This window comes from Paenibacillus sp. FSL H8-0122 (genome assembly GCF_038005345.1).
Taxonomy (GTDB): domain Bacteria; phylum Bacillota; class Bacilli; order Paenibacillales; family Paenibacillaceae; genus Paenibacillus_AQ.
Genome location: NZ_JBBOTB010000001.1, coordinates 2112428 through 2124273 on the forward strand (window position 1 = coordinate 2112428; position 11846 = coordinate 2124273).

Here is an 11846-nt window from a genome sequence, read left to right on the forward strand (position 1 = left end):
CAGATGGCTCTCATTCATTGTTGTTTAGAAAATTGCTGCAAGAAATGCAACAATGCTGCTTAATAAAAGTGGTCGATGAGAGTCTAAACCCTTAGACTCTGGTCGTGTGGCTAAAAAAGCATATATGGGCTTGATAAATGTCGTCAGCCCTCCTACCCTTCCTCATTCCAGCATTTCCCTGTATGATAGAAGAAGCTTGTTGTTCTTCAGGATAAATGAGACGGGGGATAGGGATGGAGAAGAGGATCGTGTTCAAGGGTAAACGTCCTGCTGAATTGCCGGCGACTATAAGCGTGGTGGCCCTTATGGTATTCTGGATATGCTATTTCCTTGGCTTTGACCGAACTACTCCGCTGGAGTATTTTTGGGTCTATCTCGTCGTCGGAATCGCAACCGCCGTTGCAGGAATTATGATCTATCGTTTGCTGACCTTCAGCAGAGTGTTCAACATAGGGATAAGGCCGGAAGCCCTGCAGATCAAGAATGTAGAGATTGAAGCCTCTGCTATTAAGCGGATTTTCATCAAAGGACACCTCATGCCCGTGATCGCAGTAAAGCCTAAAGCGCACCTGTTGGTTCCTTACAAATACTGTTTTCGCTTCCCGGAGCAGGAAGATCAAGGGATAAAGGCGCTAAAGGAATGGGCAGATCGGCATCAGATCGAAGTAGTACATAAGAAGTTTGTGAGATGGTTGTAGTGAACTAAGGAACGTATGATAGGAGGAGATGATCAAATGAAAGTCACCGGATTCAGTCACATCACACTTAAGGTACGCGATCTTAAGGCATCTCTGGAGTTCTATCAGGGCATTCTGGGTATGAATGTCAGACACCGCGGCCGGATAGATGCCTATCTGGAGTGGGGCAGCGCCTGGGTCTGTCTGCTTGAACGAACGGTTACCAAGGAGCCTTTAGACGAATTCGCCGGGATGGATCACGTAGCTTTTTATATCGCAGAGGAAGATTTCAATGATGCTGTAGACATCCTGCAGAAGCATCACGTTGAGATCGTCAGAGGACCTGTTCAGCGGGGAACCGGCTGGTCGGTGAATTTCCTGGACCCGGATGGGATTCAGCTGGAGCTGCATACTTCTACTCTGGATGAACGGATGAAGGTCTGGCGTTAGGCGGAGTACGGTTAACATAATAATCAGAAGCGGGGTGCGGGATGAATAAATCTTTTCATGACATGCTGACATCGGAAAATGAGCTTAGAGAGCTTCTGGGCTATCCGAGTGAAGTGGTGAAGCGCAAAGCGATCCATCAGCTGGATCATCACTGCCGTGATTATATAGCGATGTCCCCTCTATTATTTCTGTCCACAGCAGATGAACACGGCTCATGCGATGTCTCTCCGCGCGGGGATGCGCCCGGTTCGGTGCTGGTGCTGGATGAAGGACATCTGGTCATTCCTGAACGTCCGGGCAACCGCAGATTGGACTCTTTGCTGAATATCCTGGCTAATCCGCATATCGGTCTGATTTTTGTGATCCCGGGACTTGAAGAGACACTGCGGGTTAACGGGCAAGCCTATATCATTAAGGATGAGCCTATTCTGGATCGGATGAGAGCCAGAGGCAAGCGGCCTGCGCTGGGGATCGGGGTGAAGGTGGAGGAATGCTATATGCACTGTGCCAAGGCCTTCAAAAGATCGCAGGTCTGGGACCCCGGCACATGGCCTGCTGAAGCCACGCTCCCGTCTGCTCCGGCCATCATCGCCGCTCATGTGAATGCAGCGGAGTTCACGGAGGAAGTGGTGCGGCGCGGGATAGAGGAGAGCTACCAGAAGCGGCTGTATTAAGAAGGGGAGTGAACGGTGGGGATGGATACAGAGCGGCTGATACGGATGCCATCAGACCCGGGATGTTCTTGGACTGGTGCGGGAGTCGGGGATGCAGATCCACAGAGCAGAGAGCTATTCACTGAATATGGTGCATTTGATCTGGGCGGGGCCTGTGGAACAACAACTATGATCATTACTTATGATACGTCTATTCCTGTTCAAGCGATCAATGGAATTATTGTTTTCCCGAGAAAATGGGTGTTGCTGGAGGTCAAACAGAAATAGATTGATGAGCCGCTAAATTTCAGCTCAGACGCTTTTAAACTGGCTTTGGAGCGTTCAGGGTTTCTTATTGACGGAGTTGTATGAGAACGTGGAAGGAGAGGACTAATCGATTTTTTTGGTAACTAAGTGATGCCCGCTTCCGTTTATAAATATGATGAAATCAATTTTTTAAGAGGGAAGGGGAAGGGGAACGGATGAAGAAGAAATGGAAGATCATTTTATTTAGCTTTATTGGGGCTATTGTCCTTTTAGCCACGTTAGGAGCATTATACGTCAATAACGTTGGATATAATAATGTGAAACACATGTATCGTTTAGAATCAACCGGTAAATCTGTTATTCGGATAGATAGCGATATGCCTGGCCGAGAGCGCTATCTCACGAAAGAAGAGGGCGATCCACAGGAACTGTTAAAGTCACGCATGGAACGAGAAGGGTGGGTATATACTCAACAGGAGGGATCGGGTTATTTTTTTAAGAAAGACGGTAGGGAAGAAATAGTCACTACGCAGCAATGGAATCATTTTTATATTATATATAGTTTGAATGCTGGAATTGCGAACCTTGAGGACTAGACAAGAAAACAACGCCCCTACTTTGTAAAGGGGGCGTTGTTTTACGTTGTACTTAGTTACCAGTGTTACTAGCTTTGTCCATTTCGTATCCATATACACTATAGCCAGCGCTAAACCAATCTTGGAGTGTGCTAGTTTCCTTTTTGTCAGTTGTGTGTTGGGTTAAGAATTTATTATTATTGTTGTTGCCTGTATTTTTTGTGATTATAGCAGTGTGATCGACATGTCCATCAGCTCCAAAGTCCGCATTTACGGCATCACCTGTTTGTAGAGCGGTCACACTTGATGCAACGCCAGCTCTTTGACTCCAATGTTTATAGAAGTTTTGCGCTCCTCCCCACGTGTGAGTAGGCATAAGAGGTCCGAACCTCCAAGCATCATCAGCAGTTACGTGGGAACCTGTTCTAAATTTCATCCCTCCTGCATAAATCGCTTGGGATACAAAGTTAGTGCAATCATTCCATTGCGACCAACAAGATGAATTCGCTACATTACAGCCAGCTTTTTCAGCATAATATATTGAATACGTGGGATTTCTTTTGTTCCACCAACTATAAGCATAGTCACGGGCTGCTATGTTGTCATATCCATTTGCGGAAACGGCTAGTGGACTAACCTCGTCTGTTGCGAAAGAATCAAAGTTTGTTTCGCTATTGGCTGTAGATGGAGCAGTAGAAGGAGCATCTGAAGGAATCGGTAAAAGACCATTTAATTCAGTAAGTTCTGCATTGGAGAGTGTTATGTTGTTTTTAAGCTTATTTTGATATGTTTTCAATTGTACATTAAGTTCATAGTTTTCATACCAATCGATAAATTTTACATATTCTACTATTTTTTTCATGTCCTCAGCAGAGAATAATTCAAAAGAAGTTCCTAATGAGAGTACATATTTTTGATATTCCACATTGTCTAAGTCTGTTTTGATAGCGATAGTATCTTTATTCAACTGGTTTTCAACCAAGTTGATAGCATCTTTGTGTTCAATAAGAGCTTTTTCCTTCACCTCTGCTGACTTTCCAGGAAGCACATTGTAAAACTGGATATCACTAGATTTAATTTGAATATCAGCATTCTTCTCAGAATAAGTCTCGGCGGAAACAGCACTTCCTACTAAGCTGAAGCCTAGAGCGAACGTTCCGACAATCAACCAAGTCTTCTTGAAGTTCAATTTGCCACTCTCCCATTGTCATATTTTGTAATGACGTTCATAGTTATAAACGCCAAAAAAGGGAAAAGGTTCCTTGAAATTTTAACTTTTTTTTAAAAAATATATTTTTGAGATATTCGTACAATTCAATATGCAACACACTATCCGTAAAGGTATACCTTTACGGATAGCTAAAAGAGAATGTTTTTGTTATCCCTAAAGGTATTAGTTCTTCAGCTATTGAGTTGGTTGGCTGAAGCGTAACAAGAGAAGAGCATGATACGATTACTTGGTTATCGGGACTTGATCGGAGTACAATTGATAGTATTCTGAGCCTTATTAAGGCTGCGTAAAAGGTGAGGGGAATGTGAAATGGATAGTATTATTTTTGATCTGGATGGCACGTTATGGGACCCGACGGAGACTGTAGTAGCAGGATGGAATCATGTGATTAACAGCTACAATGGAGCTGCGAATGAAGTAAGTATAGAAGATTTACAGGGAATTATGGGTCTGCCGGTGCCGGAGGTTGGCCGAAGGCTGTTCCCTGATACGGATGAGGAGACCCGGCAGAGGATGCTGGATGATTGCTGTAACATGGAATGTGATGTGCTGGCGAGACAAGGTGGAAGATTATACGAACAGGTGGAAGAGGTGCTTCAGGCATTATCAGCTAAATATAAGCTGTTCATCGTAAGCAACTGTCAGGCGGGGTACATTGAGGCTTTTTATGCGTATCATGGGTTGCAGAAGTATTTCACAGACTTCGAGAATCCGGGGAGAACCGGACTGTCCAAGGGAGAGAATATCAAGCTGGTCATGGACCGCAATCATCTGATGAGTCCTGTCTATGTAGGCGATACAGAAGGGGATAGGAAGGCGGCCAGGTTCGCGAGGATTCCTTTTGTATATGCAAGATACGGCTTCGGTGAAGTGAGCAGTCATGATTTCGTGATTGACCGGCTGGATGGGATGTTGGATTTGTTCTGATTCGCCCTCCATATAAGGGACGTCCCTTTCTGTAAAAGCTAGAGCTGCCCTCCAGGCATTCCAAGGCTAGGAAGACAGCTCTTTATGCTAGGATCAGACGGCTGTCCAGCCCCCGTCCACATATAGCGTCTGGCCTGTCGTGTAGCTGGAAGCATCTGAGGCGAAGTAGAGGACAGCGCCGTTCAATTCATCGGGGTTGCCGGGCCGGCCCATAGGGCATAGCGTATTATACTGCTCCAGAAATTGGTCCTGATAGAGTGCGCGGGTCATCCCGCTGGGGAACAGGCTGGGTCCGATCGCATTCACCGTGATTCCGTAAGGAGCGAGGGTCGCGCCCATGCCGCGGGTCAGATTCACGACAGCGCCTTTGGAGGCATTATAGGCATGCAGGGCGGCCAGCTTGCTGCCCTTCACACCGCAGATGGAAGCAAGGTTGATAATGCGGCCCGCCTTGCGTGCCTTCATGGCCGGGATCACAGCTTTGGACATGAGATAAATACTCTTCACATTGGTATCCATCACCCGGTCCCATTCCGCTTCTGCCAATTCCTCGACAGAGCCTGCGGAGGCAACTCCGGCATTATTCACCAGGATATCTATCCGTCCGAAATGCTCCAGCATCCTTGCTACTGCCGATTCAATCTCCGTGCTGCGGGTTACGTCGCATTGGAGCGGAAGCGCCCGGCGGCCCTGGGCTTCAATCTGTTGCCGCGCCGCTTCCAGCTCGTCCACTCTTACATCCAGCAGGGCAACATCCGCCCCTTGCCCGGCCAGAGCTTGAGCCAATTCTGCGCCTATTCCCCCGGCTGCGCCTGTCACCACTGCTACTTTTTCGCTCAAATCAAATGGATTTCTCACAGGCACACCTCCATTAATTCCACCAATCCCAGCGCAAGTTGGAGTAGGGAAGGAACTGTTCAGGATCTACAGCAGTCAGAACCTCACCGCGTTCAAGGACGGTATTGCTGACCGTGTAGATGCCGCCAAGCATCCGAACGACTTCCAGCTCGGCCCAAGGATCATGCGGAGAGTCATGCAGGTGAATCTCAACTTCTGCCGCTGTGCGCACACTGATATCCATTGAGGCTGTCTGCCGGATCAGCAGCGGTCCAAGATCAAATCCGCGTCCATCTGGAGACTTAGAATACTTCATATTGAAGACAGGCAGGCCATCACCATAATGTTCAGAAATGATGCGCTGTCCGTCTACGGCATTCATTTTACCGCTAAGTGCAGCTTCTACATGGAAGAATTCAGTGCCCCGCCGTGAGACGCTGCCTGCTATATGCTGATCCTCCTTCTGGAGACCGATGTCGGCCATCTTCTTGGGGAAGCCGTAAATCTCACGCCCCAGGCCCATCGCGATATCATCGCTGATCGGCATGGACAGGCAGTAGGTGCCCGGTTGCCCGTTGTACGATGCCAGAACGAAGACCGCAGCTTCACGGTAAGGCTCGCAGAAGCTGGTGCGGGGATAGTTGGCTACAAAAGCATGCACAAGCGGTCTTGGACCCGGCGTAAGCGGGGCAGGCAGAATGCTGCGGATCACTTCGGGCGAAGTCTCCCAATAGACAGTTAGTGTCTCGGCATTATAGAAGGTCGTAGGTGTATTGATTCTTTTGGTAATCTCATTCACATCTTTTACGAAGCTGCTCATCTGAATCTCCTCCTGTGATATAGGGTCACGAATAATGTAACATGACTATTCCAGTGATTATATATATGGAAAATATAAAAATAAATGGGAATATTGTGCGCGGCGCACTATAATAATCAAGGGGGGAGAGCGATGAATGTAACCTTTGAACAGATTAGCAGACAATTTAGTAAGCAAGCCCTACATATCCAGTGGAACAAAGCAATAACGACAGCATATTCAGATACGATGCTGATTACGAAGAGCCTGACGCATTTTGCGCCTGAATTTATTTATGTAGGCTACCGGTCCGGATTACCGGATCACGCAGAAGGGTTGGAGCAGGCCAGCCTGATGCTGATTAATGATACTGTGGAGCCAGCTTCAGGCCAGCATCAGCAGATATATAGCAGACAGAACCGTATGGAATTCGGGGCAGGGGAAGATGTATTCGAGCTCTATAATCAGATCCGGGGGCTGTTCCTGGAAGAGGCTGAACGGGAGCAGGCTAAGGGCCGAATGCTTGAGGCCTGTGTCGCCGGCAAAGGACTGGATGCAATCGTCTGTGCGGCGGCAGAGCTGATGGGCAATCCGGTAATTATCATCGATGTAAGCTATAAGGTTCTGGCTTCTTCGGATTGTAGCGGGGTTACCGATCCCATCTGGAACGATAATCTGCACAAAGGCTACTGTTCCTATGATTTCATAGCTGCCGTCCACCAACTGAAGAGTGTGCAGACCGGCATAGAGTCGCTGGAGGCTTACGAAGTGGAATGCAGCGGAAGCCGGGTGACCAAGCTGGTCGCCAGGATTAGGATCGGCAGCAAGCCTGTCGGGAATGTGATTGTGCTGGGCGACACACGCCCGATTGAACAGAAGGATCATGAACTGGCGGGTTTTACGGCCGGGCTGGTGGCGGCGGAGCTGGCTAAGAACAGCTTTTACAGGAATTCAAGCCAGGCGGAATATGAAGAGCTGATCTATGAATTGCTGGAGAATGGGGAGAACGGTCCACAACTAATTCAGGAGAGCCTGCGGAGCGGAGTGCATCTGCCTAAGGGCAGATTGTCTATTCTGGTGCTGGAGCTTGCGGGGTACAATGCCTCTGCTTCCGGCAAACAGACTGGTTATCTAAGGGATCAGCTGCACCTGCATTTCGGGGAAGAGCGCCTGATTTTTTACCATGAATATATGGTAGGGGTCAGTGAGGGTGATACTGCATCGTCCAGGTCAAGAGAGTATGATCCAAGCTTGCGGGAATTTCTCGTCAGCCATCAGCTCCGTCTGGGGATCAGCCGGGAATTCACCGGCCTTACAGACTGCCGCAAATATTATCTGCAGGCGCTCAAGGCGCTGGAGATCGGGCGGATCGTCTGGCCTGCGGAACCGCGTGTGCTATATGCAGCTGTGCAGCTGTATGACCTGTTATCCCCGCATGCGCAGCATGATTCCCGGGATGTCACCCATCCGGCGCTTACGATCCTGCGTGTATTCGATGAGAAGCATCATGCGGACTTGTATCATACCCTCTATTGTTACTTGAAGAACAACCAGCAGCTGCAAAAGACCGCCGACGAACTATTCGTCCACCGCAACACCCTGCGGTACCGCTTACGCCAGATCGACGAACTGATTCAGCTTGATTTGCACCAGATCGATCAGGTACTGAGGCTATATATGTCCTATCAAATGACAGATTATCTGGAAAAGCTCAATGGGGGAGGGAGCAGGGCCTCCGACATATAACCTTGTCCCCAATAGTCCTTCCAGATGTCATAACCGATCTCCACCTGCTTCCGCTCAGCGTCCCAGTAATGATAGCCGCAGGTGCCAATGAAGGAACCGGTCTCCCGGTCAAACATCCCATAGCGGTGATGGCCTTTGCCTTCAGGCTGGGCGTAATGCTCAATAATCTCCACAGCTTCGTTATAATCGCAGGGCGGCTCACTGAAGTATCTGCACATATCAGGGTCTGAGAATTGCTTGTAGACGGCATCGGTGTCTGATTGATTCAGTAAGCGGAAGTGCAGACGGCTGGTTGTAAAAGGTTCGGATAAGTTCATTGATGATTCTCCTATTCATGGGCAATATTTCATACTATTATTATGCGATCATATAATCGGGTTGTCTATGAACGTGAACCCGGTTGTTAATGTATGGTAAAATATAAGCACTACGTCTATTTATTGAAGGGGTGTGCCTATGAGGCCGAAGAGATTAACCAAAAACCTGGCAGCCATGCTTGCCTCCGCACTGTTATTGACTAGCACCGGAATTACCGTTCTTGGCGCTTTCCCGCAGAAGATCGAGGCAGCGGCGGTGAAGCCTACAACAGCCTTCGCTTTATTCGAACAGAGGTTGCAAAAGCCATCTTCTCTTGGCCTGGCCCAAGCTACGTTGGTTAACCGTATCAGTCAGATGATGCCATCCGAGGCTAACCTGGCTGTGCTGCATCTGGAGAATGCACTAAAGGCTTACCTTCCTACAGCAACCAAACGTATGAATGCGCCTGTCGTTCAACTGGATATCAAAAATATATACACCCCCGGCATGTCCATGGCGTTGGCACGCTCCAAGGTGCAGCGGTCCGAGTCACGGATTGTACTGCAAGACTTGACGGCCATGAACTATAAGCTGGAGAGGGGCGGCGGCGGGTTTGTTCCGGTCATTCAATACAAGAGCTTCAAAGGATTCAAGCCGTACCTCAGCAAAGATCTCCAGGTATATATTGACCTGATGGCCGCAGAGTCGGAGCAACCCACTGTGATCAACAGAACTTTACAGGTGGACTGGTACCAGGTCCTGGAACGGGCGGTGCAATATGAAGCCTTTGTGCAGACGTATAAGACCTCTAACCGTGCCGCCGCCATGAAGGAAGCCTTTGAAGCTTCCAAGCAGATTGTGTTTAACGGAGCCCCCAACACACCGCTGTTCGACAAGAAGACCCAGGTCATCCTTCTAAAAGCGGCAATTGCGTATGAGAATACCCTTTCTGAGGCAGGTCCTGAGCAGATTGAGGCCAGCAGGCTGCTGACTCAGCTGGATGATTTCCTGCTGCTTGTGGAGCAGAATGGCGATAAGAAGACTCAGGCTGTGATGGATTATCTGGAAGCTATGTAGTCAAGACCACTTACATCTTGTGGAAGAAACCGGGCTGTTGCCGAAGCAGCCCGGTTCTTAGTGCGCAGAACCCGGGCGCAAAGACCCGCAAAGCATATCTTCCTATAGGCCCGAAGCGTCATTAATCACAGAAAAGGAAAACGATTACAATTATAATGTAAGCGTTATCTAAATGCTGTGTACGTTTTTACGCAGGAGGGGGAAGAGGCTTGAGTATTCACAAGGTTTCCTTTAACATGCTTGTAATTATGGGTTTTAGCATTCAGTACGCATTGATGCATCTGTTTTCTGCAGGCGAAGTCATCGCCATTTCATCGGCTGAGCTTATTATTTATATGGCATTCACTTTTGCCGGACTCGGCAGATTCTTTCGGCGCAGAAGACAGGTCCTGAACGAGCAGGGCTGCGGGTCTGCCGGACTATTTTTCAGCGTATTATGGACGGTCTCCCTGTGCTCCCAGTTCCGCAAAGAGAGCTACCCGGATGCACTGACGATTATTAATTCGCTGGGTGTATCGGCCGCCGGGCTCGTTCTGCTTACCGAGATCATTATATTGTTTAAGGTCTAAACAAACCGCTTGTCAGTGAAGTTCAATCGGCATCGTCCATGTAATGTCTGCTGATCTCGCGGGCTCTGTCCTGAATCAGAAGCTTCAGCGCAAGCGGCTCCCGGATACGGATCGCTGTACCGAACGACAGCAGATACTTGGGCAGGTACTTGTTCATGGACGGAACATCGAGCAGGAACCGCGCCTCCCGGCCGTTCCGTTCCGTCAAGTAGTGACGCAGATGCCAATTGCTGCATAGCTTGTTCAGCGTATCAGGCTCCCCTTCAATGCGGATAACCGCAAGGGGGCCGGCTTCTTCCTGCTCCTCTTCCGCTTGGCTGCGGAAGTAGCCTTCAGCTCTAACGCGTTGAAGAACAGAGGGGTCTCGCTGAAGCTGTCCAGAATATACACTCCGCCGTCATGCCCGGATTCCGCAACCACCGGTACACCGCTGGCACCAAGCGCGTCGATATACCGGTACACGGTACGGACGCTGATCTCCAGACTGTCCGCAATCTGTGCGGCAGTGAGTTTTTTGCCGGACCGCAGCATCCATAGCATAGCCAGCATATTATCCCATTTTGCCATCTGAAGTCCGGTTCCTGACTAACAATAGCGGATGACAAAAGGGGCGATTCTGCGTTAGGGTTGATGGAGGCGTAAAGGGGAAATATAGAAGAAGGATACATGAACAAGCTCCTGCGTGCATCGCAGGGGTTTGTTTTTGTATGTGTTCAATTTCTTACTGATATTTAATTTTAATAAAACAATAATTATGTTGAAATAATATTTCAGTAATGGTATTCTGCATTTAGAGAGCGATTTCATAAACGGAAAAGGATGATGGAAATCATGTTAGAGCATTTGACAACGGAGACCCGCAATAAGAAGACCATGAACCTGGATGAGTTAACACCGCTTGAGCTTCTGGAAGTGATGAATGAAGAAGATCACAAGGTCGCACAAGCTGTGAAACAAGTCATTCCGCAGATTGCCGAAGCCGTGGAAGTGATTACAATGGCGATCAGACAAGGCGGGCGCTTAATTTACATGGGGGCTGGAACAAGCGGGCGTATCGGCCTGCTGGATGCTGTTGAATGTCCGCCAACCTTTGGAACAGCACCTGAGGAGGTCATCGGGCTAATTGCCGGGGGAGAGAGGGCGTTTATCAAAGCCGTTGAAGGCGCAGAGGACAATGAACAATTAGGGGTGCAGGATCTACAGGATATTAAGCTGACAGCGAAAGATGTTGTCGTCGGCATTGCCGCCAGCGGACGCACACCCTATGTGATCGGCGGATTAGAATATGCCAATTCTATTGGAACACCCACTGTAGCTGTGAGCTGCAACAAAGATTCAGCGATTGGCAGAATTGCCGGGATTGCGATTGAAGTCGTAAATGGACCGGAGGTATTAACCGGGTCAACACGTTTGAAGGCGGGGAGTTCGCAGAAATTAATCTGCAATATGCTATCAACCGCTTCGATGATTCGTACGGGCAAAGTATATGGAAATTTAATGGTGGATGTACAGCTGACCAATGAAAAGCTTGTAGAACGTGCCAAACGGATTGTGATGGATGCGACAGAGTGTGACGCTGAAACAGCGGAGCGTGTTCTGAAGCAGGCAGATCAGAAACCGAAGATTGCCATTGTGATGATTCTTGCGGGGCTAACTAAGAAAGAAGCTGTGCAGCGGCTGGAAGCATCACAAGGCTTCGTCCGTCAGGCGATTCAATAATACGATAAGAAGAAGGGGGCTA

15 protein-coding genes and 1 pseudogene are annotated in these 11846 nt (G+C 48.6%); 10 read left to right on the top strand and 6 right to left on the bottom strand.

The annotated features are described in order from the left end of the window. The first annotated feature begins 233 nt into the window (after positions 1-233). The 5 genes from NSS64_RS09150 to NSS64_RS09170 all read left to right on the top strand — a co-directional run bounded on the left by NSS64_RS09150 (position 234) and on the right by NSS64_RS09170 (position 2643). Positions 234-698 carry a hypothetical protein gene (locus tag NSS64_RS09150; protein ID WP_341139904.1) on the top strand — a complete coding sequence of 155 codons (465 nt, stop codon included), beginning with the start codon at positions 234-236 and terminating at the stop codon, positions 696-698. Positions 699-734: 36 nt separating this feature from the next. Beyond that, on the top strand, positions 735-1127 hold the full coding sequence (locus NSS64_RS09155) for a VOC family protein (protein WP_340939924.1): 393 nt from the start codon (positions 735-737) through the stop codon (positions 1125-1127). 41 nt (positions 1128-1168) lie between these two features. Further along, positions 1169-1801 carry a pyridoxamine 5'-phosphate oxidase family protein gene (locus NSS64_RS09160; RefSeq protein WP_341139905.1) on the top strand — a complete coding sequence of 211 codons (633 nt, stop codon included), beginning with the start codon at positions 1169-1171 and terminating at the stop codon, positions 1799-1801. A gap of 21 nt (positions 1802-1822) precedes the next feature. After that, positions 1823-2068: a hypothetical protein gene (locus tag NSS64_RS09165; protein WP_341139906.1), complete on the top strand. Its 246-nt coding sequence runs from the start codon at positions 1823-1825 to the stop codon at positions 2066-2068. 194 nt (positions 2069-2262) lie between these two features. Next, on the top strand, positions 2263-2643 hold the full coding sequence (locus NSS64_RS09170; RefSeq protein WP_340939929.1) for a hypothetical protein: 381 nt from the start codon (positions 2263-2265) through the stop codon (positions 2641-2643). A gap of 52 nt (positions 2644-2695) precedes the next feature. On the opposite strand, the gene NSS64_RS09175 is transcribed toward NSS64_RS09170, so the two are convergent. Beyond that, positions 2696-3811: an amidase domain-containing protein gene (locus NSS64_RS09175; RefSeq protein ID WP_341139907.1), complete on the bottom strand. Its 1116-nt coding sequence runs from the start codon at positions 3809-3811 to the stop codon at positions 2696-2698. Between the two features lie 351 nt (positions 3812-4162). Here NSS64_RS09175 and NSS64_RS09180 point away from each other — a divergent pair, with 351 nt between their 5' ends. Next, on the top strand, positions 4163-4780 hold the full coding sequence (locus NSS64_RS09180; RefSeq protein WP_341139908.1) for an HAD family hydrolase: 618 nt from the start codon (positions 4163-4165) through the stop codon (positions 4778-4780). A gap of 93 nt (positions 4781-4873) precedes the next feature. On the opposite strand, the gene NSS64_RS09185 is transcribed toward NSS64_RS09180, so the two are convergent. Next, complete coding sequence (locus NSS64_RS09185; protein WP_341139909.1) at positions 4874-5638, bottom strand: SDR family NAD(P)-dependent oxidoreductase; 765 nt, start codon at positions 5636-5638, stop codon at positions 4874-4876. A gap of 13 nt (positions 5639-5651) precedes the next feature. Further along, on the bottom strand, positions 5652-6437 hold the full coding sequence (locus tag NSS64_RS09190; protein WP_340993365.1) for an acetoacetate decarboxylase family protein: 786 nt from the start codon (positions 6435-6437) through the stop codon (positions 5652-5654). Between the two features lie 132 nt (positions 6438-6569). On the opposite strand from NSS64_RS09190, the gene NSS64_RS09195 reads away from it, so the two are divergent. After that, positions 6570-8162: a PucR family transcriptional regulator gene (locus NSS64_RS09195; RefSeq protein ID WP_341139910.1), complete on the top strand. Its 1593-nt coding sequence runs from the start codon at positions 6570-6572 to the stop codon at positions 8160-8162. Here NSS64_RS09195 and NSS64_RS09200 read toward each other — a convergent pair. Beyond that, positions 8114-8479, bottom strand: coding sequence for a GNAT family N-acetyltransferase (locus NSS64_RS09200; protein ID WP_341139911.1), 366 nt, complete (start codon positions 8477-8479; stop codon positions 8114-8116). The two genes, NSS64_RS09195 and NSS64_RS09200, sit on opposite strands and share 49 nt — an antisense overlap. 139 nt (positions 8480-8618) lie before the next feature. Between NSS64_RS09200 and NSS64_RS09205 the strand changes: the two genes are divergently transcribed. Continuing rightward, a complete protein-coding gene (locus tag NSS64_RS09205) occupies positions 8619-9536 on the top strand; it encodes a hypothetical protein (RefSeq protein WP_341139912.1) in 918 nt (305 codons plus the stop codon). A gap of 209 nt (positions 9537-9745) precedes the next feature. After that, positions 9746-10105 (top strand): hypothetical protein, encoded by a 360-nt coding sequence (locus tag NSS64_RS09210; protein ID WP_340939940.1) that lies wholly within the window; start codon positions 9746-9748, stop codon positions 10103-10105. A gap of 22 nt (positions 10106-10127) precedes the next feature. On the opposite strand, the gene NSS64_RS32730 is transcribed toward NSS64_RS09210, so the two are convergent. Both NSS64_RS32730 and NSS64_RS32735 read right to left on the bottom strand, forming a co-directional pair. Beyond that, positions 10128-10313, bottom strand: coding sequence for a hypothetical protein (locus NSS64_RS32730; RefSeq protein WP_445667786.1), 186 nt, complete (start codon positions 10311-10313; stop codon positions 10128-10130). Positions 10314-10450: 137 nt separating this feature from the next. Then, a pseudogene (locus NSS64_RS32735) lies at positions 10451-10672 on the bottom strand (helix-turn-helix transcriptional regulator); the annotation flags it as partial. A gap of 264 nt (positions 10673-10936) precedes the next feature. On the opposite strand from NSS64_RS32735, the gene murQ reads away from it, so the two are divergent. Continuing rightward, entirely contained in the window at positions 10937-11824 is an 888-nt protein-coding gene (gene murQ / locus NSS64_RS09220; RefSeq protein WP_341139913.1) for an N-acetylmuramic acid 6-phosphate etherase, read from the top strand. Positions 11825-11846 lie beyond the last annotated feature (22 nt).